Source organism: Bacteroides bouchesdurhonensis, from assembly GCF_900155865.1.
GTDB lineage: Bacteria > Bacteroidota > Bacteroidia > Bacteroidales > Bacteroidaceae > Bacteroides > Bacteroides bouchesdurhonensis.
The window spans coordinates 4,840,291-4,866,871 of sequence record NZ_LT707006.1; the positions used below are offsets into that span (position 1 = coordinate 4,840,291).

Genomic DNA, 26,581 nt, shown 5'->3' on the forward strand with positions numbered 1-26,581 from the left:
AGCCTCGGTCCACATATCCTCAGATAACAGACTTTATTTATATTCTTGCCAGCTCTTTATCTGAATATCGCTCAACTTCAATTCACAAAATGCTTCGATAAAAGCACTTGCCAAACGAGCATTGGTAATCAAAGGAATGTTATGATCGATTGCGCCACGACGGATACGATAACCATTCGTCAATTCGCGCTTACTGTGATTTTTGGGAATATTGACTATCAAGTCGAACTTATGATCTGCAATCATCTTCATTACATTATCTTCAGCACCCATTTTCTCATCCGGCCAATAAACCGGAGTAGTCTCAACGCCATGAGCATTCAAGAATGCGGCAGTCCCGGAAGTTGCATAAATCTGATAACCTTTCGCAAACAACATACGGCTTGCATCCAATAAATCAACTTTCGATTTCATTGCACCCGAAGAGAACATGACTGCTTTTTCAGGAATCTTAAATCCGGTAGCAATCATTGAATTAAGCAAAGCTTCAGAAAAGTCATCACCAATACAACCAACCTCTCCTGTAGATGACATATCTACGCCTAATACGGGGTCAGCCTTGTGCAAACGTGAGAAAGAGAATTGAGAAGCTTTTACACCGATCCAGTCAATATCAAAAGCTGATTTATCAGGACGAGTATAAGGTGCATCCAACATGATACGGGTAGCTGTTTCGATAAAGTTACGTTTCAGTACTTTAGATACAAACGGGAAGCTACGAGAAGCACGCAAGTTACATTCAATAACCTTTACTTCGTTATTACGAGCCAAGAACTGAATATTGAACGGACCGGAAATATTTAACTCTTTTGCAATCTGACGGCTGATCTTCTTGATACGACGTGCAGTTGCAAAGTAAATCTTCTGAGCCGGGAATACTAATGTTGCATCACCAGAGTGTACTCCGGCAAATTCGACATGTTCAGAGATCGCATATTCTACCACTTCACCGTTTTGAGCGACAGCATCAAATTCAATTTCTTTTGTATTTTCAAGGAACTGAGAAACAACAACCGGATATTCTTTAGAAACTTCAGCAGCCATCTTCAGGAAGTTTTCCAATTCTTCATCATCGTAGCAAACATTCATTGCAGCTCCCGAAAGAACATAAGAAGGACGAACCAATACCGGATAGCCAACTTTATCAACGAAGCCTTTCACGTCTTGAAGGCTGGTCAATTCCTGCCAAGCCGGCTGGTCGATACCAAGTTGGTCAAGCATAGCAGAGAACTTGTTACGGTTTTCTGCACGATCGATAGATACCGGAGAAGTTCCTAATACCGGAACAGACTGGCGATAAAGTTTCATTGCCAAGTTGTTGGGGATCTGTCCACCTACAGATACGATCACACCGCGCGGTTGTTCCAAATCGATCACGTCGAGCACACGTTCGAATGAAAGTTCGTCAAAGTACAGACGGTCACACATATCATAGTCAGTAGATACTGTTTCAGGATTGTAGTTGATCATGATAGACTTATAGCCCAATTTGCGAGCAGTCTGTACAGCATTCACAGAACACCAGTCAAATTCTACCGAGCTACCAATACGATAAGCACCTGAACCTAAAACAACTACTGATTTTTCATTTTTGTAATAATTCACATCATAACCTTCTACTGCATAAGTCATATACAGATAGTTAGTCAGTTCCGGATGTTCGGAAGCAACCGTATTGATGCGTTTCACAGCCGGAAGAATGCCTAATGCTTTACGATGTGCACGCACTGCCAGGTTTTCTTTTTCCATATTACCTACCGGATTCAATACGAAACGTGCAATCTGGAAATCAGAGAAACCTAAAACCTTAGCTTCGCGCATCACATCAGCCGGAATATCTTCTACCTTATTATAAGTAGAAAGCTTTGCTTTGTAATCAACAATATTTTTCAGTTTGCCAAGGAACCAAGGATCGATCTTTGTCAGTTCGTGGATACGTTCGATAGTATATCCTTCTTCCAAAGCCTGTGCGATAGCAAAAACACGCAAGTCTGTCGGACGAGAAAGTTCGCGATCAAGATCATCAAAATGCAAATCGTCGTTACCAACGAAGCCATGCATTCCCTGACCGATCATACGAAGTCCCTTCTGGATAATTTCTTCAAAAGAATGTCCAATAGACATAATCTCACCTACCGACTTCATACTTGAACCGATTTCACGAGATACACCGGCAAACTTCGTCAAGTCCCAACGAGGAATCTTACAGATATAGTAATCAAGCTGCGGAGCCACATAAGCTGAGTTTGGAGTACCCATTTCACCGATCTGATCAAGAGTATAACCTAAAGCAACCTTTGCAGCAACAAATGCCAAGGGATATCCGGTAGCTTTAGAAGCCAAAGCAGAAGAACGGCTCAAACGGGCATTTACTTCGATCACACGATAATCATCTGTCTCAGAATTGAATGCGTACTGGATGTTACATTCACCGACAATACCTAAGTGACGAATACATTTGGTAGAAAGTTCCTTAAGCAAAGCCAATTCCTTATCGTCCAACGAACAAGTAGGAGCTACAACGATTGACTCACCTGTATGTATACCCAGCGGGTCAAAGTTTTCCATGCTGGCTACAGTGAAGCAATGATCGTTAGCATCACGAATCACTTCAAATTCGATTTCTTTCCAACCTTTCAAAGATTCTTCTACCAGGATCTGCTTAGAGAAAGTAAACGAACTTTCAGCCAATTTCAAGAATTCCTCTTCGTTAGCACAGATACCGCTACCAAGACCTCCCAATGCATAAGCCGAACGTACCATGACAGGATAACCAATTCTGCGAGCAGCAGCAATAGCATCTTCCATGTTTTCTACAGCCTGGCTCACCGGAGTCTTCATATCAATCTCGTTCAGTTTCTTAACGAACAAATCACGGTCTTCAGTATACATGATTGCTTCCACTGAAGTTCCCAATACTTTCACACCGTAGTTATCAAGGATACCTTGCGTGTACAATTCCGCACCACAGTTCAAAGCAGTTTGTCCACCAAAAGCCAGCAAAATGCCGTCCGGACGTTCTTTCTTGATAATCTCCTCTACAAAATAAGTAGTAACGGGAAGGAAATACACTTTATCAGCAATTCCTTCGGAAGTCTGAATAGTTGCGATGTTCGGGTTTACCAGTACCGAGCTGATACCTTCTTCTTTCAAAGCTTTCAGTGCTTGTGAGCCTGAGTAATCGAATTCTCCGGCTTGTCCGATCTTGAGTGCTCCAGAACCCAAAACGAGGACTTTCTTGATTTCCTTTTCCATTTCTTTTGTTGTTATAATAAGTTGTTATTTCTAAGTTCGTTCATAAAAAAAATGCGTTACCCTCAAAAAAGGATTAACGCATTACCAAAGAACTAAAATATCGTTTTTGGGATAAAGAGAAGAAGCTGACCGATTCCGGATGAAATGCATCCGAATGGAGATAATACTTACTTCTAATTTCCTGTTGATTCATTTTGTCTTCAAAATTTGTGCAAAGTAACGACATATTTTGGACATAGCAAAAAGAAATATTTATTTTTTTATAAAATCTTTCTATGAATGGATTGTTAGACTTTTAATTCATGTAGAACATGATACGATCTATTTCCAATCTCATGAATGGTCAAGCAATTATGTCATTTCTACAAATGTTTAGCTTCTCCATACTCCTCTATGTATAGCAAATTTTCATTATTTTATCTTCTTGCATGGGAATCTAAAAATTATCACGTACATTTGGAAATTGAAACGATCTTAGATCAAATATTAACCCAATCTTATTCTAAAACCATGAAAGTAGTAATAACTAAAGCAACTACAGGACTACTCGCGACATGCGCGATTACATTGGTTTTGTTTAGCTCTTGCGAAACAAAACAGAACGTACTAACCCCCGAAGAAATAGCCGATGGCTGGCAACTTCTTTTCGACGGGAAGACTCTCAACGGCTGGAAAGATTACAATGGAACAACACTGACTCAACCTTGGCACGTAGTGGATGGATGCATTCAAGCGAAAGGTGACGGTAGTGATGCCAGCGGATATATCGTAACAGATAAACAATATGAGAATTTTGAACTTTCCTGGGATTGGAAACTTTCAAAAGGTGGAAACAGTGGAATGTTATATCATGTAGTAGAACGTCCGCAATTTGCCGTACCCTATGTTACAGGTCCAGAGTATCAACTGATCGACGAACCAAACTTCCCGGAGCCACTCGAAGAATGGCAAAAGTTAGGTGTAGACTATGCAATGCATTTGCCTGACCAATCCAAAATGAAAGTCAATCCGCAAGGAGAATGGAACAATTCAAAAATCGTATTCGACAACGGTCATGTGGAACATTGGCTAAACGGAGAAAAGATATTGGAATTTGAAGCTTGGACAGACGATTGGTATGCAAAGAAAAATAGTGGGAAATGGGCTAACGCTCCAGAATATGGTTTGGCTAAAAAAGGGGTACTTTGCTTACAAGACCATGGTTATCCCGCCTCTTTCCGCAATCTCAAGATCAAAGAACTTCCCCGGAAATCGAAAGAAGTTGATTTATTCAACGGTACTGATCTGAAAGGTTGGGAAGCATACGGAACAGAACTTTGGTATGTAAAAGATGGTTTGTTGGTTTGCGAAAGCGGTCCGGACAAACAATACGGATACCTGGCTACACGTGATTACTATGATGATTTTGATTTGACAGTGGAATTCAAACAGGAAGCAGATGGTAACTCAGGTGTATTTATCCGGTCTTTCATTGAAGAAGGCGTGAAAGTAAACGGATGGCAGGTTGAAGTAGCTCCGAAAGGTCATGATACAGGGGGGATTTATGAGTCGTATGGACGCGGTTGGCTAGTACAAATTCCGGATGAAAAGGAAAATATTCTGAAAGAAGATGACTGGAATACTATGCGTATTAAAGTACAAGGCAACAATGTACAAACTTGGTTAAATGGTCAGGAGATGGTCAATATCGACGACGAAAAGATTGGTGCCGGACAAGGGCGTATCGCTTTACAGATACATGATGGTGGTGGTATCAAGGTTCTTTGGAGAAATCTAAAATTAAAAACTTTATAAAAAACACCCTTCCTCCTTGCTCTGTTGAAACAGGCAAGGAAGAGAATGAAATAGCTCTTGAACGGGACATCTCAGTTCAAGAGCTATTTTTTTATTCGAGACTAATCTATTTACCCTTTTTACACAAGAGTTCAAAGAGTCTTTTCCAAAACATTTATGATACCAAACAAGTACTTTGAACATATTACTGCTATATGACTATATCTTATTTACTTTAAATTATCGAATTTAATAGTCTCCCAAGAAACAAACAGCACATCACAATCTATGAAAAAAGCTGTAATAACAGTATTCAAACCGTTTATTTAGTTATTCTACACGCTGCATTAATGTCTTTTTCCACCGTTAATAGATCGTTTCACGTACATGGACCCATCGGTTCACGTACGTGATCTATTCGGTTCATGTACGTAGTCCAAACGTTTCACGTACATGAAACAAAAGTATATACCCAACAAAATATACTAATAAAACCTTGTCTACATATTAAGTCTACTTACGTTTCTACTATTACACGCGATATTTTGAGGTAAAACCCATCAAATCACCAACAAACAAGTGACATCATAAGAGTAAAATTGGGTTTTCAACGAGAACCAAACGTGGTAATTCGCGTCAGAATACAAATTAATGGTAGATAATGTCATTTTTAACATTTGGATACACAGTTACTTATTACGATTTTATTCACTGTAAATCAATGTCTTAAATAAGACATAGAAAATAAAAGAGTGATAATAGTTTGCTTAAATAGTCCTATTATCACCTTATTATCACCGACTATTATCACCACTAAACATCATATTATAAGGATCTTATCTTTAAAAAGTGACAAATGACAATAGAAAGTACGATTAAAAACTCATAGAAAGAAAACCTAAGTTCAAATTGTAATTAAGTACCCAATAATACAAGAAAATTATATTCTTTATTCATTCATCTAAAATTATCTCTATTATTTACAATGATTAATCACTAAAAAAGAATACTTTTGTTACCACAATACATATTAAATCATGATGAAACACTTACTTAGTATATCTTTATTCACTACTTTCCTATTATTAGGTTGTTGTCATATCAATCCAGTAAATGCTCAAATCACGGCAGATGAGTTCAAAAATCCTCCTATCAATTATCGTCCTGTACCTCTTTGGTTCTGGAATAACAGTACTATTGAAGAAAATGAACTGCAAATACAATTTCAGCAGATGATAACAAAAGACGGATATGGAGGTTGTGCGATTCTTCCGTTTGGAAACGGATTCCAACCTCAATATCTTTCGGATGAATATTTCACACTTTACGGAAAAGCGATAAAAGAAGCTGAGAAAGTAAAGGCACAGTTATCTCTTTATGATGAATACGGCTTTCCCAGTGGAAGCATGGGAGCAATTAATGGAGACGACACTCCACGTTTTATGAATAAATATCCGGAGGCTACCATCAAAAGACTGGATAAAGTAGAATACTCCGTATCTCCAGGAGAGCGTTTCAGTCAGCAGATTCCACAAGGCAAGTTAATGGCAGTAATGGCAATGGATACTGTCACCTTCAAACGAATATCGCTAAGAAAGCAAATTCAAAATGGAAAAGTAAATTGGACTGTTCCGCAAGGAGCATGGAAAGTGTTCTTTTTTGTCTGTGTAAAAGACGGTGATCCTAATGTGGATTACTTATCGCCGGAGGCCGTAAAATTGTTCATAAATGAGACACATGAAATTTATTATAAACATTTTCCTGATGCTTTTGGCAAAACCATCACAACTACCTTCTTTGACGAACCTACCATGTACAGGGCAGGAGGAAGAATATGGACGAATGACTATAACGACAAATTTATCAAACGCTATGGGTTCTCACCTGAATTGTTATATCCGGCACTGTGGTACAATATAGGTGAAGAGACTGCTGCTGCACGTAATTACTTATTCGGATTTCGTTCACAACTATATGCGGAAGGTTTTATGAAAACTATCCAAGAGTGGTCTGAAGAGCATGGTATCCAATCTACGGGACATCAAGATCAGGAAGAGATTCTTAATCCTGTAAGTGTCTCAGGAGATTTGATGTTGTGTGGTAAATATATGGGTATCCCGGGGATAGATAAAATAGGAGGTGGGCGACCTACGGAACAATTCTATAAAGTAGTGTCTTCCTCAGCTCAGAACTGGGATAAAGCATTCGTCATGTCCGAAACGTATGGGGCGATGGGTAATATATCTGTAGAAACACTCTACCGGATTGCAATGGAGCAGTATACAAAAGGAATCAATCACTTGATCCCTCATGCTGTATGGTATAATGATCAGTCTGTGACGTTCTTACCCGAACTGTCTTATCGTAATCCTCTTTATAACAAAGAACTACCGACTTTCAATCAGTTTCTCTCACGTTTAAATTATGTTTTGGCCAGATCCGGCAGGCATATAGCTGATATTGCAATGATCTACCCGATTGAATCTTTGCGATCAGAACACTATCTGGATGGTGCTAAAGGACATTATGAAGGAGGAGTAGAAATACCGAATGTAGATTATACACATATATCTACCATATTGACAGATAGTTTAGGTAAAGATTTCACCTATTTGCATCCGGAAGTTATCAACAACAAATGCCGGATAAAAGACAGTAAGTTAGTTCTCAATAATAAAATCAATAACGAAAAATATAGCATACTGATTGTCCCCAGCATGAAAACAATATCAGTAGCCAATTTAAAGATAATAGAAAAGTTTTATAATGCCGGTGGATGCATATTATTTACAACTCAACTACCGGAACAATCCGTAGAGTTCGGTCAAAACGAGAGAGTTAAAAATACAATTAACCGCATATTACATACCCCCAAAGGAAGAGGGAAAGTTTTTTTTATCCAAAGCCCTTCATCGGAAACCGTAAAAAGAATACTGGATTTATGCAATGTTACTTTCGACGTAGACTTCGTAAACCAGCAACCATTGAACTATATACATAAAATTTATGACAACCGTTCAGTATATTACTTTGCCAATTTAAGTAAATCTCCACGTAATTCGGAAATAGTACTTAAAGGTAAAATACATCCGGTCCTATTCAATCCACACACAGGGGAGACGAGTGAAATACCTTTCACTCACCAGACAAAAAATAAAACGGAAGTTACTGTATTGACATTATCACTGGATGGAAACTCGTCTGCATTCCTGATAGAACAATGAAGAAACAGAAAACTCATCTATCAATCGTTTTTCAACTGAATATTCATTTTGATGCAAACAAAAAATAAACAACAAAATGCGTAATAGTGCCAACTAAGAAAACTCATTTTATTTGTATCTTTTGTGGTTTCTAACTATCTTTGCGTCTCCATATTAAATATATAGCAATGAGCAAAGAAAAGATTATATTGACGGGTGACCGTCCTACCGGAAGACTCCACATAGGACATTATGTTGGTTCACTGAAACGCAGAGTTGAACTACAAGATGCAGGCGATTACAGCAAAATGTTTGTATTCATCGCCGATGCACAAGCATTGACCGACAATATAGACAATCCCGAAAAGGTGCGCCAGAATGTGATTGAAGTCGCTCTTGACTATCTTGCTTGCGGACTGGACCCTACTAAAGCTACTATCTTTATACAATCTCAAATACCGGAACTGTGTGAACTCAGTTTCTACTTTATGGACCTCGTTACTGTATCACGCTTACAACGTAACCCGACTGTAAAGACCGAGATTCAGATGCGTAACTTCGAGACTAGTATACCGGTAGGTTTCTTCACTTACCCTATCAGTCAGGCGGCTGATATCACAGCTTTTCGTGCAACAACTGTTCCTGTAGGCGAAGATCAGGAACCAATGCTTGAACAGGCTCGTGAGATTGTGCGTCGTTTCAATTATATTTATGGCGAAACTCTTGTAGAACCGGAAATTCTATTGCCGGACAATGCAGCTTGTCTACGTCTGCCGGGAACTGATGGTAAAGCGAAAATGAGCAAATCTTTAGGTAACTGCATCTATCTGTCGGAAAGTGCAGATGAGATCCAAAAGAAAATCATGAGTATGTATACCGATCCGGGACACCTCCGCGTACAGGACCCGGGAAAGATTGAAGGTAATACAGTATTTACTTACTTAGACGCTTTCTGCCGTCCGGAACATTTTGAACTTTATCTGCCGGATTATCCGAATTTGGCTGAACTGAAGGCTCATTACCAACGTGGTGGACTAGGTGATGTGAAAGTAAAACGTTTCCTGAATGCTATTATGCAGGAAATACTTGAACCGATTCGTAATCGCCGCAAAGAGTTCAGTAAAGATATTCCAGCTGTTTATGAAATGTTGAAGAATGGTTGTGATGTAGCAAGAGCTGCCGCTGCAGATACGTTATCGGATGTAAAGAAAGCAATGAAGATTAATTATTTTGACGATGCGGAATTGATTGCAGAACAAGTAAAACGTTTCGCTGGTCAGGAATAAAAAGTTTGTAAAGAGTAAACAAAATAAGAAAGGGTATACTTTCATTAAAACTGCCCCTAAAAGTCAGAATCAACTTTGGGGCAGTTTACTTTTAAGGAACATCTTCATCATTCTTAAAAAGCACATCTTTTAATTTCTGGTAAAGGAAGGATAGTACCAACAATATTAGTCCGAGAATAATAAATACTATAATCTTACCTATTGTAGGCATTGCCCACAAATCAATAAAGACAAGTTTAAATAAGACTATTCCAAAAGTAGCAAGACTTATCATTCGCAATACTTTTTGGTGGAAACGCATACCAAGTCCCATCTGAACAAATCCGGCAATACTTAAAGATAATGAGAATCCGGCACTAAATTCTTCAATTTCGATTTGCCAAAGGAAGAAACGTACAATTGTCACCCAGAGAAGTGTAGCAAGTATATTTAAATAGATCGTAAAGCCAACCTTTAACTCAGCGACAGTTACATAATAATGTCGTGCAACATAACTAAGGTTAGCAATGACAAATGACACTGTACACCATCGCAACAAAGAAGGGCATAAAGTCATATTCTGCCACTGTTCGCACCAAATATTTAGTATATATACAAATACGTTTATTCCTATAGCCGATATATAAAGAAACATATTCCTTTTCATAGGGAATCGTTTTCTGAAAGCATAACAAAGGAGTCCAATTGCTACTGAAGTAAACAGTAACATAGCACCGCTTCTCGTGGTTCCATCAAAATACAAGTAAAACTCTTCCATGAAGGTATAGTATAGAATGGCTACGGACAAAAGAAACATCATAGCATTCCAGGGAGTATAGTTTAAAAGACGGGCTGTAGAGAAAAAGTCCCGATATTGCTCCATTAACAATGCAAACGTACCCATTGCCAATCCAACAAATATAGATGTAGCGAAAGTACTATTCAAGAAAATTATTCCGATGGGATCATCTATCGGCACTTTAAATACATCCACTAAAAAAGAGATCAGAGTAAGGCATACGAGTATAAAAGTTCCACGCTCATATACCCTGATTTTCGATTTGGCGTACAACCAAAGTAACAGTACCATTTCGGAAGCCCAACATAGCGTGATAAGGTTTCCATCTAACTGAAGGGGCACAGTAATAGATACAAAGGTCAGAACAAGTCCCAACATGGTATAAAAAAGGTATCGAGAATCTTTTTTACTTTTCCACAACCAAATAACTAAAACCAAATTGACGATAGCAATAAATAAGCTTAGCAGGCCTTCTGACTTGAAAGGCAGTTCCATATGCTGCAAAAGCAAAATTCCTAAAAGTAGATAAACGAAATTATTCGTTATAACAGCAAATACCAAAACCTTACTCATCTTCTTGGTTTTCACTTGAAGTATTGACAGGATGGGTAATAGAAATATAAAATAGAATAGGGTGGCAAACAGAAACAAATGCCCGGATACTACAGTAGAATTATAATCATAACCTGTCAAAAGGTATATTCCCATCACCAAATAGGTAAAGACAAAGGAGACGACCGGAAGTTCCCCCCATTTTTTATATACGGAAAGCCAGAACATTCCTAAATTCAGAATACTCAAATACGTAAACAACACCATATAACTTCCTTCCCCGCTACTTACGATAAAAGGTGCTAAGAAGCCTCCGACAAGTGAAATGATAGCCAATTCACGCCGGTCGTATATGGTGGACAGAACAGACATAAAAACTGTAACTCCAACTAAAATAATAAATGCTAACGTCTGAGAGAAAAGGTGGTAATAATGGAACGCAATAGCTACTGTAAGATAGAAGACTGCGAATGCACCTCCTGCAAGCAACGAACTAAATGTACGGTATTTCTTTTGTAAACGTGCGGCGACTACTAACAATGCAGCACCTGTTAAGAAACCGAGAATAGTACGGAAAATCTCATTTATCCAATCTTTATCAATCGCATACTTCACAAAAAAGCCAACACCTATCACAAAGATAAGTATACCTATTTTTCCAAAAAGATTCTCGCCAATAAACTTCTCATAATTGACATTCTTACGTTTGGGAGCAATTGGCAAGACTTCTTCCACAATCTTACGCTTGACATCTTCCTGAACCACTTCCCGTTCTTCTTCAACCAATTCTTCGATTAATATTTCTTCTCTTAACGGCTCTTCCACTGCTAATAGCTCTTCTTGCATTTCAGGGAGAATCGGTACATTTTCTACTGCCTCCATTGAAGAATGCTCCTGCACTTTTTCTTCCTTAACGGTTACCTTCTGCTGAGTTTTAAGATATGTATCCATGCGTTTCTTAATCTCATCCAGTTCTTTTTCTACTTTCCCAAAACGGTTATCAAGCTTACGCAATATAACAATAAACAAAATTATAGCAAGTAGTGGGCATATTGAACCAAAATCTTCCATAGTATCTTATATTTGAGTTAGATAAAACAAATATAAAAATATTAAATGAAAAAGTATTATGTCAGGACTACAATCTAAAATAAAGACCTAAATTAGCCAACAACTATATACCATAGATATATAAATAAATAGCCCCATTTGCAATTTAACGCAAACGGGGCCAATTTAACGACTACAATATTTTAATTAATTCAATATCAATTGCTAGATTCTACCAATACTACACGATTCAAAATCGGCTGACCAAACTTATCAACACCACCACCGGCAGCGATAGACAATCTATCGGCAGAAATACCATATTTTTTAACTAACAGATCTTTAACAGCTTGCGCACGTTCCAAGCTCAATTTTTGATTGATAGATGGGGTACCTGTAGCAGAGTCCGCATATCCATTAATCGTATATTTAGTATTCGGGAATTCTTTCATCTTGCTAACAAGGTATGACAAGTTCATTTCTTCTTGTGGAGACAACTTGTATGAACCGATCTTAAAGAATACAGTACGAGGAGCAATATTGGCATCAGTTACAACAACCTCTTCAGTTTCTTCTACTTCAACCGGTTGCTGTGCATTAGCCAACTGCTGTTGCAAATCCATGTTAGCAGCTGCCATTGCATTCATCTGATTACGCATTTGCTGCAGTTCGATCTCAGAAATAATCTGAGGAACAGGACGTTGGAATCCACGGTTCGGGAAATAATAAGTTAAACCAAGAGTAGCACCAAGCATGCCATCATAATCACGTTTACCTCCACGTTCACCATCAAACTTACCTTCCATACCTGTAGCACTTAATTCCAGATTCAAATCAAGAGCATTTGACAAACGGAAGCGGTTGATGATACCAGCATTGAAAGTAGCAGCATGTACATGAGGCCTTGAGTATGAATGGGTAAAACCAGCACCAATATAAGGTATGATTTCATATACACGATTAGGATTGTAACCACCGAACAAAGCATTCAGATTAAATAAGATATCACCATGCAAATTCATGTAGTCCCATCTTTGTTTATACGATCCGTCCTCTCTTGGACCACCGACTACATATTCTGCAGTCTCACTGGTAGTGAATCCTTTTGCCTGCAATCCACTGTATTGCATACGTAGTCCCAAGCCTGGAGTAAACCATTTACCAAGTGAAACATTCAATGTAGGAGCAACACGGTCCCTGAACTTACCAATATGATCATCATTACCAAACAGAACCTGGGCACCACCTCCCACAGAAAAGAACCAGTTACTCCAGAACGGGTTCGTTAATACTTGATATTTATCTTGTACCTGAATTACTTCGTATTCAGTTACGGTCATAGTCTGCTGCGCAGAAGCGACAGACGCAACGCCGGCAAAAGCCAGCAACATCAGAATCTTTTTCATATACCTTAATAGTTAAGTGGTTATTATATTCTTTTCTTTGTTGAACTATTTAAATAACACGAACAGAACTAAAAGGTTTTAAGAAAAGATGATTTTATTTGTTTTATTTGAATAATCTTTCAATATCTTCCTCCTTAATGGTTGTCAAAACAGTTTTCCCATCCGGAGTATAATTCGGTGAAGGACAGGCGAAAAGGCTGTCTACCAGGCTTATCATTTCATCATTACTCAGCACTTGGCCATAAACAATGGCGGCAGCACGAGCTAATGTTAAAGCTAAAATGTTTTGGATTTCCTCTTTGACATCACTCCCTTTTTCCATAGCTGTATGTAGCATATTACGTACCAATTCTACCGGATTTAACCCTTCAACTCCCGCAGGAATGCCATTAATTGCATAACTTCCCCCTCCTAAATTGCTCAAATCGAACCCTACAGCCGATAAGTCATCCATGATACTTTGTAAGACAGCAGACTCCGAAGCAGGCAATTGCAAGATCTCAGGAAAAAGCACTCCTTGAGAAACTCCTAGCTTTTGACGGATCTGTACCAAATAACGATCAAATAGTACACGAATATGTGCCCGATGTTGATCAATCAACATCAATCCCGATTTCACTGAAGTCAGAATAAACCGTCCTTTGAACTGCAAATGTAGATTTCCTTTCTCTATCACAGGCTCATCAGCGTACAATGCGGATGATACAACAGATACAGTTGAAGCGGTATTTTCTTCAGCATTCATTAAGGTTTCTGTAGAAGATGGTTCATCCCAATCCATTTCTGGTTCCAGCTGAGATTCATTCATCTTGCTAGCCTTTGTCAAACCGCTATACAATCCTTCCCACTCTACCTTTGGACGATTATATGATCCGCCATTACTACTTCCAATAGAAGTTTTGAATGGATTGTAATTTGAATCATAATGTACTTTGGGAGGTACAGGAGGTAAATTTTGTTCAAATGCGGGAATTTCAGGCATATCTTCCGTATCAAAATCAATAGAAGGAATAGCACTGAACTTTCCTAATGACTCTTTAACTGCCGCCGAAAGAATTTGCCAAATGGCCTGTTCATTCTCAAACTTAATTTCGGTCTTAGTCGGATGGATATTCACATCAATATTAGCCGGGTCTACTTCAAAGTATATAAAATAAGAAACTTGTTCACCGGCTGGAATCAATTGTTCATAAGCCTCCATCACCGCCTTGTGAAAGTAAGGGTGACGCATATAACGTCCATTGACAAAGAAATATTGATGTGCCCCTTTCTTACGGGCTGTTTCTGGTTTAGCAACATACCCTGTTATCTTTGCCATGGTAGTATTCACCTCTACATTTAGCAATTGCTGATTAAGCTTTTTGCCAAAAATAGCCATAATACGTTGCCGTAAAGGAGATACAGGCAAATTAAATAATTCTGAATCATTACTATATAATGAGAAAGCAACTTCAGGATGTACCAAAGCGATTCGCTCAAACTCCGCCAGAATATTACTTAGCTCTGTAGAATTAGCTTTTAGGAATTTACGCCGCGCAGGAATATTAAAAAAGAGGTTTTTTATTGAGAAGTTACTTCCTTTGGAGCAGGAAATGGCTTCCTGACTCTCAACTTTAGAGCCAGCAATAACCAGTTTAGTACCCAACTCTTCCGATTCAAGACGTGTTTTCAATTCAATTTGAGCCACAGCTGCAATAGATGCCAATGCCTCCCCACGAAATCCCATTGTACGCAAGGTAAATAAATCAGATGCCTCCCGTATTTTAGAGGTTGCATGACGTTCAAAAGCAAGTCGTGCATCAGTTTCTGACATCCCTTTCCCGTCATCAACAATCTGAATTGAAGTCTTACCTGCATCCATTACCAACACATGTATATTTTGCGCATCTGCATCAATTGCATTTTCTACTAACTCCTTGATAACAGATGCCGGACGCTGTATCACTTCACCTGCAGCAATCTGATTAGCCACTGAATCAGGCAATAAATGTATTATATCGCTCATACTTATTATTTAATAGGTATATAGTAAAAATGAAGAATGTCGTATAACCATAATGTAAACCTCAATTCTTCATTTTTAATTCTTCATATTAAAACGACCAACTTCCCGTATGTAAATAATGCCACACAAACAATAGGAAAGCTATAATTAGCAATATGATCCCAAAAGAAACCGGCTTGCGTCCACTAGCTTTTTTTCGTCTCAGGTGCGTAGTTCCCTCTACAAACTTCCCACGAATGTCTTCTGGATTAAACTCTTTTTCAGGAAGCATTCCCAAATCACGTTTTGCCTTTTCTTCCATCTTGGCAAGTTTCTCTTTCCGCTCATCAACATAGATATATTGATGATTAAACCTACGAGGTTTTCTCATTGAATTGAAAAACATTCCCATATTACTTCATATTAATTAAGTTTCGTTTATCAGTTTTCGGTCTCCTGTCAATAGTCGGTTTCAAGGACTTTCCTGCTTTCTTACTTCTCCAATTGAATATATCTTCTTTACTCAACGGGCGAATATAATCGAACCAAGCAAATGTGGGCAGACGTAACTTATCAGGTGGTATCTGATCCATTGGATACATAGTTCCATTCGACTTACCATCAAATTTACCTTTCTCCATCTTCCTTTCTTTCAAAAAGAGATGAAGCAAACTTCCTTCCGAAGTGTTAAATCCAGTCATTGTGCTATCTTTCTCTTCCGGATAGAAAGCTGTTTGAACATTACCAATCACTTCAATATGACGCATATCCCCATCAATAAAATATGCCTTCATTTCTTTCCCAGCTACTTGATTATAATGAATAGAGTCTTTCATTTCTACTGTCAATGTCTGATTGATAATATGCACCCAATTAATGGTACTATCATTCATATAAATTTTAATCTCCTCACCAAGCAATTGTTGTCCCTCATTCCAAAGAATCGGATCACGATACATGGTCAAACACGAATCTTTCGAATTATATACCAATGAGTCACAAACACCTTGCACATCTATACGATACATACGCACTTTATGATAGGCTTTCATTAATCGATATAAGGAATCCGTATTCAAATTGTAAGATACGACCTGCAATGTATCTCCATGCAGAAACAAACTATCCCCCTGAGAATAGTCGATTGCAACAGCACGTTTAGTAGCAAAAGCTGAATCAGTCAGTTCATTATAGAAACAATAATCTCCTGTCAGTATATTCTTATTAATACTGTCGGTCATCCGAACGTTATCAAATGCTTCACCGTAACCTGCTTTTCTATCATAAAACAGACTGTCACCAATTAATTTCTTACCTTGATTCGTCAATATGGAACGGTCCAGTAACTCAGCCTGTTCACTCAATGTGTTATAGAAGCCTCGTTCTGAGTAAATATGATTATTATCACTTACAATATTAGACGGACCAAGTATATTTGCCACTTTGGAAAAAGTATTGTACCGTAACGTATCAGATGTCAATACAAATTTAGGATTCACCAATTTTACGTCATGGTTGAATACCGATTGCTTGGTAGCCGGACTATATTCTCCCCAATCCGAGGTCAGCACATTTTCTTCATCCATCAATGTTCCACCTTCAAAGTAATATCCAAGATCGTAAAGACGATCATAGTTCAAACTGTCAGTCAGCAGAGTTGTATTTCGATTCATCATCTTCACATTCTCACGAAGCTGGGCTATTTGCGTTTGTCCGTCATAAAAAAGATAATCTCCATCAATAAATAAAGTATCACCTTGTCGCATCTTCACATTGCCAAATGCTTCAAAAGAATTAGTCTTTTCATAAAGTAATGCACTGTCACAATCCATATACATACTGTCGTGACGAAACTTCACATGACCAATCAAGATCTGTACATCCGGATGAATCAGCTTGTCAGCCTGTGCTTCATCACTATGTAACAAATAGACTTTTGTTTTCTTTTTCTGCTTTTGCTGATCCGCTGTTTGGGTTACTTTAGACGTATCTTTATCCACCTTCATTGTAGGATCTACAGAATTTAATCTCGGTTCAGTAGGTCTCACCTGAGCCACGAGGCATACACCAAACAGGCATAGAAAGCCTATAAGAAGCCATCTATGCCTGTTTGATTGTTGTTTTTTCTTATTTTGTTTCAGCATATAAAATCAAGCTGTTTAACATCAATCCTTCTTAATCCAACCCGGATATTTGAAGTCACACTTCTGCCAGTTTTCGTTGATACGTACATAAGTATGTTTTTGTTTCTCCAGAATCCACTTATGTAATAGCTCATCCCGACGTTTTGCCATCACAATGTCTTTCAAATCCTGATAGTCTTCTGCAATAGTTGCTTTATGCCCATTGATCTTAGCTTTCAGTTTTACAATGGCACAAACTTCCCGGCCATCTTTCTCATTGATCATAGGAAATGCTCTGGAAACTTCACCGACATTCATTTTATCCACTACTTTAGCCACGTCCTGAGGAAGATCCTGCATTTCGAATTTAGAAGTAGTCACACCAGTATTCTCATTGATATTAACCATAATTCCATGATTGTTACGCGTATCTTTATCATGCGAGATAACAGCTGCTGCGTCATCAAAAGAGAATTTATTACTACGAATTTGATCAGCTACTGAGTCCAGGCGTGCACAAGCTGCTGCCAACTCCTCGTCTGACACTTTCGGTTTCAATAAGATATGACGAGTTTTAATACGGTCACCACGTTTTTCAATCAACTGAATGATGTGATAACCAAACTCTGTCTCTACAATCTTGGAGACTTTCTTTGGGTCCTGCAAACTAAATGCCACATTCGCATAAGCCGGATCCAACATGCCACGCCCCATAAAGTCCATCTCACCTCCCCTATATGCAGTTGCTCTATCTTCAGAATACAGGCGAGCTAAAGTAGAAAAATCAATATCTCCTTTTGTAACACGGTCCGTATACTCACGTAACGTTTTCTTTACCTCCTCTATTTCAGATATAGGAATTTTAGGCTGAAGAGTAATAATTTGCACCTCTACCTGAGTTGGAATATAAGGAATACTATCCTGAGGGAGATCTTTGAAGTAACGACGTACTTCCGAAGGAGTTACTTTGATTTCCCCAACCAACTTCTGCTGCATCTTTTGTACAGTTATTCCATCTCGTGCATTATCACGCAACGCTTCACGGATCTGAGTTGATGTCTTATTGAAATACTCTTCCATCTTCTCTCTGGAACCAATTTCCTGAATATACATATTTGTCAGCATATCTACCCGTTGGATAATTTCTGACTCAGCAACATCAATACTATCCAACTTTGCCTGATGTAAGAATAATTTCTGCACAGCAATTTCTTCAGGAATTATACAATAAGGATCACCATCGAATCTGCGTTGTTTATACAGAGCCTCTAAACGGGCCTCTTCTACATCTGATTTCAAAATAGCCTCATCACCAACTACCCAAACCACTTCATCAATCACATTGTCTTGTGCATACGTTTCCACATTAGCAATCATTGCCAAGACAAGGATAACAACAAATCTAAAGTTTATAAACTTCTTCATTCTTTGTATTTAATAATTATATATAATCTTCTTTTTATCTACTGCACGTTGATACAGATCACTCTTTACTTGCTCCATAAAGTTCACACTTCTCTGATTGACCAATAAATCCTTTACTTCCGAGCGAGCAAACTCAAACGGTTTCTCATCCCCTACTCCACGATAATCAGTCACATTCAGAAAATAGTAAAATGCTGTATCTTTAAGTTCTACCTGACGATGCTTGTTCACATATTCTTCCGGTGATTCTATATCGAGCGGAATCATATCCAATATATCGGTTACAGGCACCCATTCATCATAGAAATACTTATACTTTACTGCATTCTGAAAACTATACTTCTCCAGATTGTCTATCATATCCTGCTGTACCGACTTATACCAACGACGCACATTGTTTAATTGCGGAGCAGTCAGCGGAACTTTGATAAATAAACCTTTGATCAACGGATACTCTAATTTGAACAAGTCCTTATTCTCTTGATAATAAGCAGAAACCTCTTGTTCCGGAATATCATTAGTCAGCCTCTGATTGATTAGCTCTTGTTGATAAGTATGCATAATCAAAGCTTTCCGATAATTTTCTACTAACTTATCTACTTCTACATTATCTGGAATATTATTCTCAGCTTTTTCATATAGCAAAATATCTTCTACCCAACTACGAATATAATGCTCAACAAAAAGAGTACTGTCATCTTTTGATAATCCAACCGGAAGTACAGACATCAAATCTTCTCTATATAAAAAGTTACCATCCACCTCTACTAAAGGTGTCTTGCCTTTATGGTCATGTATTTCTTTACACGCTCCACAACAATAAAGAGTAACCAGTAAGAGGATGATTATTCGCATTGCCAATTAAAATCTACTTATTTGAGGTACGAAGATAGTGAATAATCGGCTACATCAGTTATTATTAACGGTTTTTAAAACCTCTTGGTTAATTTCAACCTTACCAGAAGCCAACAATTCCTGCTCCCAGTATGCATAAAGATGGTTTCTATAATCCTTTCTCACCCGTTCTATAACTTCCCTATAATCATCCGGTCCCTTCCTTTTTTCACCTACAGCGACAGTAAAAGGATAATACACCATAGGTTCAGTTTTACCTTTCTTAAAAACCAATTTATCTATGTATTTATTATCCCCATCGGCAAAAATTCCCCGTTCAACTTTTATCTTTTCGTCACCAGATGTATTAAAAGTTTTCCGCAATATATCAACCCACTCTTTTTCCGGTACTTTCTTTAAAAGCTTTTTAGCCTGTTTGGCTATTTTTTTATCAGCACAATGTAGAATAATTCCTTTATATCTTGGACTTTTCCAGCGATAATCCTCTTGATGAAACTTAAAATATGTAGCCAAACCTGCTCGATCATTTACTGATGGCAAATCAATTTGCTGACGTGTCACTTCCGCGACCAAATAATCTTCACCATACTCTTGCACAGCACGCCGAACTTCCGGATGTTTACTCTCCAACTGCTCACTTTCATAATCAAGTAATGACTTCGTTATAAATCCATCTAACTGGCACTTTACCGACAAAGGATGAGAAACAGCAAACCGTTTAAACATTGTGCCCGTATACTCCTGTCCATCAATAGTAAACAAAGTTTGTGTTGTTACTCCTCGCTCTAACAGTTCTTCTATACCCGACTGATTTACAGCATATTGAAATTCTTTTTTTAACCGTTCAGCCACAGTTTCTGTCACTTTATTCAAAACCTGTATATTATTTAATCGCTTTGCAAGTATCCCTGAAACATATTCGTAAACCGGCACTTCTTTTTTATCAATTACTTTTAGAATATGTAATCCTTCCGGAGTAAAAAAAGGTTGTGAGACCTCACCTTTTGACAAAGAGAATGCTACTTTTTCCAACTCAGAGGTTGTTTGTAAAGTCTCTATCCATTGACAACATTTATCATCCGAATATTTTTCCACCAAAGAATTAAAATCCATATCAGGCCGGCTTTCTATCACTCTATACAAGGAGTCCATACGGTTTTGTTCCTCCTGAAGCCGTCCGACAGTTATTGTTTGGGGAAGAGATTTAAATAGTTGCATCACTTGGATCTGTCCATTTCCATGGGTTGATTGAATTTTCTGATAAAATATTCGAAAACAGCTATCCAATACTAATGTATCTACAAGATAAGGCTTCCGTAATTTCTCCAGATACCCTTTTTGCCGGTCACGGAAACTCAAAGTAGTATCAATCCCCACAGCTCTAGCAGCATCAACCTTCAACTTATGTAAAATGAAAAGTTTTGTATATTCTAGAGGAGAAAGTTTTGTTTCCGAATCTGCCAAATTACGCTGATAAGCATATTCAAACTCAGAGCGAAGTATTTCTTTTCCATTAATTCGCATCAACACTGGATCTTCCTGGGCAAAAGCCAAGACTCCCCAAAAACAAATCACTCCTAAAAGCAAACTCCTTTTCATATCATATTCTTCACTTTTCAAACTATAAACACATTGAGAATGATAAAAAACACAAACGGTGAATGGCAAGCACTATGTAGAAAAACATAGCTGTTCACCGTCCACCGTTTATCATCTACAGTTCTTATATTTTATTCCGGACGACTGTAATTAGGCGATTCACTAGTAATCGTAACATCGTGCGGATGACTTTCCATTACCCCTGCATTGGTAATACGTGTAAACTTCGCATCATGTAGTTTCTCAATGCTAGCGGCACCGCAATATCCCATACCTGCACGTAAACCACCTGTCAGTTGATATACTACTTCATAAAGAGTGCCTTTATAAGGAACTCGTGCAGCGATACCTTCCGGAACCAACTTCTTCACATCAGCTGTTCCACTCTGGAAATAACGATCCTTTGAACCATTTTCCATTGCTTCCAGAGATCCCATACCACGATATGACTTGAATTTACGTCCATTGAAAATAATAGTATCGCCTGGAGACTCTTCTGTTCCTGCAACCAATGAGCCGATCATTACGCAATATCCACCGGCCGCCAATGCTTTTACAACATCACCAGAATAGCGTAACCCACCATCAGCTATCAAAGGAATACCAGTACCTTTTAATGCTTTAGCCACATCATATACCGCAGAAAGCTGAGGGACACCAACACCAGCAACAACACGGGTAGTACAGATAGAACCTGGACCAATACCCACCTTCACAGCATCGGCACCAGCTTCTGCCAATGCTTTTGCAGCTGCACCAGTAGCAATATTACCTACTACTATATCAATATTCGGAAAACGTTTTTTTGCTTCTTTCAACTTCTCGATCACAAACATTGAATGTCCATGAGCAGTATCAATAACGATAGCATCCGCTCCAGCAGCAACCAAAGCTTCCATACGATCCAAAGTATCAGCTGTTACACCAACACCTGCTGCTACACGCAAACGACCTTTGGAGTCTTTACATGCCATCGGTTTATCTTTTGCTTTTGTTATATCTTTATAAGTAACAAGACCGATCAATTTTCCATCTTTACCAACAATCGGCAACTTCTCAATCTTGTGTTCCTGCAAAATCTGTGCAGCAGATTCAAGATCTGTAGATTGATTAGTTGTTACCAATCTTTCTTTCGGAGTCATAACGTGATCAATATGTTTCGCCATATCCTTCTCAAAGCGCAAGTCTCTGTTTGTAACAATACCAACCAGATAACCTTCATCATCTACCACAGGAATACCACCGATTTTATATTCAGCCATTATGTTCAATGCATCAAGAACAGTAGAACCTCTCTTGATCGTCACAGGGTCATAAATCATACCATTTTCGGCACGTTTTACAATAGCAACTTGTCTTGCCTGCTCTTCAATAGACATGTTTTTGTGAATCACACCTATACCACCTTCACGAGCAATAGCAATAGCCATTTTCGCTTCGGTAACCGTATCCATAGCTGCAGTCACAAAAGGAATTTTTAACTCAATGTTTTTTGAAAACTTTGTCGAGAGATCGACAGTACGCGGTAAAACTTCAGAATAAGCAGGGATCAACAATACATCATCGTAAGTCAATCCATCCATTACAATCTTATCAGCAATAAATGACATAGGGATATGCGTTTAAAATTTATTGCGTGCAAATATACGTTTTTTATTCATAACCACATACCTGCACGCTTATTTTTTTCGCTTTTTTAATTTGCCATTTCAGAGATAAACTTGATACGAACCAAACGAACCTCTTCTTCAGTAAATTCATCTCCTAGTTCGTCAAGTGCATCATCTATCTTATCTGTGGTCGATTCCTTAAAATAATCATAGATATCAAGTAAATGGTCTTCATCCATAATCTCTTCTAAGAAATAATCGATATTCAATTTTGTTCCGGAGTAAACGATTGCTTCAACTTCATCCAGCAAATCACCAAACTCAATACCTTTAGAAAGAGCAATATCATCTAAAGCCACCTTTCGGTCAATGGCCTGAATTATTGAAACTTTCATTTTGGATTTATTAGCAACAGTTCGCACGCGCAAATCTTCCGGACGTTCAATTTCATTTTCCTCACAGTGACGTTTGATCAATTTACAGAATTCCTCACCATAACGTTTTGCTTTTCCAGCACCTACACCCGGAATATTTTGCAACTCATCCAATGTGACAGGATAGATAGTCGCCATCGCTTCTAAAGATGGATCCTGGAAAATAACATAAGGAGGAACTTCCAATTTCTTAGAAAGCTTCTTTCGCAAGTCCTTCAACATCGAGTAAAGAGCAGGGTCTACTGCGCAAGAACCACCTCCACGTGCCGGAACCTCTTCCTCTGTCTCTTCAAAATCATTATCCTCAGTAATCTTAAACGATTTTGGTTTTTTCAAGAATTTATGTCCTTCTTCCGTTACCTTCAGGAGACCATAATTCTCCACATCTTTACTTAAGTAACCAGCAATTAGTGCCTGACGAATCACCGCATTCCACGTTTTATCTTCTTCACCCATTCCCGATCCAAATACTTCAAGATCTTCGTGTAAGTGAGCTTGTATTTCTGACGTTTCTTTACCTTGTAATATGTCTATTATATAATCTGCCTTAAAATTTTCTTTCACCGCGATAATCGCTTCAATCACGGTACACAATAATTCTTGAGCCTCCACTTGTTTTTTAGGATTTAAACAGTTGTCACAATTTCCACAATTTTCTTCCGTATACTCTTCACCAAAATAGTGCAATAATGTCTTACGACGACATACGGAAGATTCGGCATAAGCAGCAGTCTCTAACAAAAGCTGTTTGCCTATTTCCTGCTCAGCTACAGGTTTTCCTTGCATGAACTTTTCCAATTTCTGCAAGTCTTTATTTGTATAAAAAGTTATACACTGACCTTCACCGCCATCTCTACCGGCACGACCAGTCTCTTGATAGTATCCTTCCAGACTTTTCGGTATATCATAATGAATCACAAATCTAACATCCGGTTTGTCAATACCCATTCCGAATGCAATAGTCGCTACAATTACATCTACCTTTTCCATCAGGAAGTCGTCCTGATTCTTCGTTCTAGTCACTGAATCCATTCCGGCATGATAGGGTCTAGCATTAATACCATTTGCCTGAAGAATTTCAGCCAATTCCTCAACCTTCTTCCGGCTCAGACAATAAATAATACCCGATTTCTCCGAATTGTTCTTGATAAATTTGATAATATCTCTATCAATATTACTAGTCTTTGCACGTACCTCATAATAAAGGTTCGGACGGTTGAACGATGATTTGAATACCTGGGCATCTATCATACCCAGATTCTTCTGAATATCGTGTTGTACCTTTGGTGTCGCAGTTGCTGTCAATGCTATCAATGGAGCTTTACCAATCTCATTTATGATAGGACGTATCCTCCGGTATTCCGGACGAAAATCATGCCCCCACTCAGAAATACAGTGAGCTTCGTCTACAGCATAAAACGAGATCTTTACCGAACGTAGAAATTCCACGTTTTCTTCCTTCGTCAAAGACTCGGGTGCTACATATAGCAATTTTGTCTTTCCGGCAAGAATGTCAGAACGAACCTGGTCTATCGCACCTTTATTTAATGAAGAGTTTATAAAATGGGCAATACCGTCCTCTTCACTGAAGTTACGCATCGCATCCACTTGATTCTTCATCAGCGCAATCAACGGAGAAATCACAATCGCCGTACCTTCCATCAAAAGTGAAGGTAACTGATAGCATAGAGATTTCCCACCACCGGTAGGCATCAGCACAAAGGTATCTCCACCATCGAGCAAATTATGAATAATCGCTTCCTGATTTCCTTTGAATTTATCAAATCCGAAATACTTTTTCAGTTCATCTGTTAAATTAATCTTCCCTGCCATCTTTTACTTTAGGTTGTTTTATTCAGTTCATGGTTTAACTTAAAAAAGCACTCTTTATATGAGAGCCTTAACAAAGTTATAAACAACTTCTTAATTACCAAGCAAAATACGACTAATATTTTCAAGAAAAAACAGAAAAAAACGTTTTTACTTGCCTTTACCTTTTGATACTAAGCAGTTTGCAGTCTTGCCATATTCGCTTTATCCAGTTGATATTTTGCATAATCCAGTGTCACTTTATACTTTTTCTTGCTTTCTGACGGTATTTCAAACATGACATCCATCATGATTGTCTCCACTATAGAACGCAGTCCGCGAGCACCAAGTTTATATTCCACTGCTTTATCTACAATATATTCAAATACAGATTCTTCAAATGTCAGTTTAATGCCATCCATTTCGAATAGTTTGATATACTGTTTGACTATAGAATTTTTCGGTTCGGTAAGAATAGCACGAAGTGCATTACGATCTAAAGGATTCAAATAAGTCAGTACCGGAAGACGTCCGATAATCTCGGGTATCAAACCGAATGACTTCAAATCTTGAGGAGCAATATACTGCATCATATTATTCTTGTCGATCACTGCTGTTTTCTGAGAAGCGGTGTAACCTACGACATGAGTATTCAGCCGCTGTGCTATTTTCTTCTCGATACCATCAAAAGCGCCTCCACAAATAAAAAGAATATTCTTAGTATTCACTGGAATCATTTTCTGGTCAGGATGTTTACGTCCCCCCTGAGGAGGAACGTTCACAACTGAACCTTCTAACAATTTTAGTAAACCCTGCTGTACCCCTTCCCCGCTGACATCACGAGTGATAGAAGGATTATCCCCTTTACGAGCAATCTTATCTATTTCATCAATAAACACGATGCCTTGCTCTGCCTCGGGAACATTATAATCTGCCACTTGAAGCAAACGAGTCAGAATACTTTCAATATCTTCTCCCACATAACCGGCTTCTGTTAAAACAGTTGCATCCACAATCGTAAACGGGACATGGAGTAGCTTGGCAATCGTGCGTGCCAGTAACGTTTTTCCAGTTCCGGTACTCCCCACCATAATGATGTTTGATTTTTCAATTTCCACATCATCGCCATTATCTTTTTGCAGAAGACGTTTATAATGGTTGTACACTGATACAGACAGGAAGCGTTTTGCATCATCCTGTCCTATTACATACTGATCAAGGAATTCTTTAATTTCTACCGGTTTAGGCAACTCCTTTAAATTAAGTTTAGTAGCTTCGGCTCCTTTTTTGCTTCCTCCTAACGCTTCTTGAGTAATCTCATAAGCTTGAATAGCACAACTATCGCAGATATAACCGTTCATTCCTGTAATGAGGAATCCAACCTCATTCTCCGAACGCCCGCAGAAGCTACATCTTTTCTTTGTCTTTGAATCAGCCAT

Annotated in this window: 15 protein-coding genes; 3 read left to right on the forward strand and 12 right to left on the reverse strand. The window is 38.4% G+C overall.

The features are described 5' to 3' along the window. Positions 1-33: 33 nt before the first annotated feature. Positions 34-3,255 (reverse strand): carbamoyl-phosphate synthase (glutamine-hydrolyzing) large subunit, encoded by a 3,222-nt coding sequence (gene carB, locus CZ225_RS20920; RefSeq protein ID WP_077155350.1) that lies wholly within the window; start codon positions 3,253-3,255, stop codon positions 34-36. A gap of 510 nt (positions 3,256-3,765) precedes the next feature. On the opposite strand from carB, the gene CZ225_RS20930 reads away from it, so the two are divergent. The 3 genes from CZ225_RS20930 to trpS all read left to right on the forward strand — a co-directional run bounded on the left by CZ225_RS20930 (position 3,766) and on the right by trpS (position 9,517). Continuing rightward, the gene (locus CZ225_RS20930; protein ID WP_077155351.1) at positions 3,766-5,049 is read left to right on the forward strand and encodes a 3-keto-disaccharide hydrolase; all 1,284 of its coding nucleotides are present in this window, start codon (positions 3,766-3,768) and stop codon (positions 5,047-5,049) included. 1,016 nt (positions 5,050-6,065) lie between these two features. Then, complete coding sequence (locus tag CZ225_RS20935) at positions 6,066-8,252, forward strand: glycosyl hydrolase (protein ID WP_077155352.1); 2,187 nt, start codon at positions 6,066-6,068, stop codon at positions 8,250-8,252. Between the two features lie 167 nt (positions 8,253-8,419). Further along, complete coding sequence (gene trpS, locus CZ225_RS20940) at positions 8,420-9,517, forward strand: tryptophan--tRNA ligase (protein WP_077155353.1); 1,098 nt, start codon at positions 8,420-8,422, stop codon at positions 9,515-9,517. Positions 9,518-9,608: 91 nt separating this feature from the next. Here trpS and CZ225_RS20945 read toward each other — a convergent pair whose 3' ends face one another. The 11 genes from CZ225_RS20945 to clpX form a co-directional block, all read right to left on the reverse strand. Continuing rightward, positions 9,609-11,918, reverse strand: a complete 2,310-nt coding sequence (locus CZ225_RS20945) for a DUF2339 domain-containing protein (protein WP_077155354.1) — start codon at positions 11,916-11,918, stop codon at positions 9,609-9,611. A gap of 197 nt (positions 11,919-12,115) precedes the next feature. Further along, on the reverse strand, positions 12,116-13,303 hold the full coding sequence (locus CZ225_RS20950) for an OmpA family protein (protein ID WP_077155355.1): 1,188 nt from the start codon (positions 13,301-13,303) through the stop codon (positions 12,116-12,118). 103 nt (positions 13,304-13,406) lie between these two features. After that, positions 13,407-15,308 (reverse strand): DNA mismatch repair endonuclease MutL, encoded by a 1,902-nt coding sequence (mutL, locus tag CZ225_RS20955; protein WP_077155356.1) that lies wholly within the window; start codon positions 15,306-15,308, stop codon positions 13,407-13,409. Between the two features lie 88 nt (positions 15,309-15,396). After that, positions 15,397-15,699 carry a hypothetical protein gene (locus CZ225_RS20960; RefSeq protein WP_077155357.1) on the reverse strand — a complete coding sequence of 101 codons (303 nt, stop codon included), beginning with the start codon at positions 15,697-15,699 and terminating at the stop codon, positions 15,397-15,399. A 1-nt stretch (position 15,700) separates the two neighbouring features. After that, positions 15,701-17,431: an OstA-like protein gene (locus CZ225_RS20965; RefSeq protein ID WP_077155358.1), complete on the reverse strand. Its 1,731-nt coding sequence runs from the start codon at positions 17,429-17,431 to the stop codon at positions 15,701-15,703. Between the two features lie 21 nt (positions 17,432-17,452). Then, positions 17,453-18,835, reverse strand: coding sequence for a peptidylprolyl isomerase (locus CZ225_RS20970; RefSeq protein WP_077155359.1), 1,383 nt, complete (start codon positions 18,833-18,835; stop codon positions 17,453-17,455). Positions 18,836-18,844: 9 nt separating this feature from the next. Next, positions 18,845-19,690, reverse strand: coding sequence for a peptidylprolyl isomerase (locus CZ225_RS20975; protein WP_077155360.1), 846 nt, complete (start codon positions 19,688-19,690; stop codon positions 18,845-18,847). Positions 19,691-19,744: 54 nt separating this feature from the next. Continuing rightward, positions 19,745-21,289 carry a peptidylprolyl isomerase gene (locus CZ225_RS20980; RefSeq protein ID WP_077155361.1) on the reverse strand — a complete coding sequence of 515 codons (1,545 nt, stop codon included), beginning with the start codon at positions 21,287-21,289 and terminating at the stop codon, positions 19,745-19,747. Between the two features lie 131 nt (positions 21,290-21,420). Then, a complete protein-coding gene (gene guaB / locus CZ225_RS20985) occupies positions 21,421-22,899 on the reverse strand; it encodes an IMP dehydrogenase (RefSeq protein WP_077155362.1) in 1,479 nt (492 codons plus the stop codon). 86 nt (positions 22,900-22,985) lie between these two features. Then, positions 22,986-25,166, reverse strand: a complete 2,181-nt coding sequence (recQ, locus tag CZ225_RS20990) for a DNA helicase RecQ (protein ID WP_077155363.1) — start codon at positions 25,164-25,166, stop codon at positions 22,986-22,988. Between the two features lie 170 nt (positions 25,167-25,336). After that, positions 25,337-26,581 carry an ATP-dependent Clp protease ATP-binding subunit ClpX gene (gene clpX, locus CZ225_RS20995; RefSeq protein WP_077155364.1) on the reverse strand — a complete coding sequence of 415 codons (1,245 nt, stop codon included), beginning with the start codon at positions 26,579-26,581 and terminating at the stop codon, positions 25,337-25,339.

Coding starts and splice junctions, on each gene's coding strand:
- carB (WP_077155350.1), bottom strand. CDS start 3,255: ATGGAAAAGGAAATCAAGAAAGTCCTCGTTTTGGGTTCTGGAGCACTC.
- CZ225_RS20930 (WP_077155351.1), top strand. CDS start 3,766: ATGAAAGTAGTAATAACTAAAGCAACTACAGGACTACTCGCGACATGC.
- CZ225_RS20935 (WP_077155352.1), top strand. CDS start 6,066: ATGATGAAACACTTACTTAGTATATCTTTATTCACTACTTTCCTATTA.
- trpS (WP_077155353.1), top strand. CDS start 8,420: ATGAGCAAAGAAAAGATTATATTGACGGGTGACCGTCCTACCGGAAGA.
- CZ225_RS20945 (WP_077155354.1), bottom strand. CDS start 11,918: ATGGAAGATTTTGGTTCAATATGCCCACTACTTGCTATAATTTTGTTT.
- CZ225_RS20950 (WP_077155355.1), bottom strand. CDS start 13,303: ATGAAAAAGATTCTGATGTTGCTGGCTTTTGCCGGCGTTGCGTCTGTC.
- mutL (WP_077155356.1), bottom strand. CDS start 15,308: ATGAGCGATATAATACATTTATTGCCTGATTCAGTGGCTAATCAGATT.
- CZ225_RS20960 (WP_077155357.1), bottom strand. CDS start 15,699: ATGGGAATGTTTTTCAATTCAATGAGAAAACCTCGTAGGTTTAATCAT.
- CZ225_RS20965 (WP_077155358.1), bottom strand. CDS start 17,431: ATGCTGAAACAAAATAAGAAAAAACAACAATCAAACAGGCATAGATGG.
- CZ225_RS20970 (WP_077155359.1), bottom strand. CDS start 18,835: ATGAAGAAGTTTATAAACTTTAGATTTGTTGTTATCCTTGTCTTGGCA.
- CZ225_RS20975 (WP_077155360.1), bottom strand. CDS start 19,690: ATGCGAATAATCATCCTCTTACTGGTTACTCTTTATTGTTGTGGAGCG.
- CZ225_RS20980 (WP_077155361.1), bottom strand. CDS start 21,289: ATGAAAAGGAGTTTGCTTTTAGGAGTGATTTGTTTTTGGGGAGTCTTG.
- guaB (WP_077155362.1), bottom strand. CDS start 22,899: ATGTCATTTATTGCTGATAAGATTGTAATGGATGGATTGACTTACGAT.
- recQ (WP_077155363.1), bottom strand. CDS start 25,166: ATGGCAGGGAAGATTAATTTAACAGATGAACTGAAAAAGTATTTCGGA.
- clpX (WP_077155364.1), bottom strand. CDS start 26,581: ATGGCTGATTCAAAGACAAAGAAAAGATGTAGCTTCTGCGGGCGTTCG.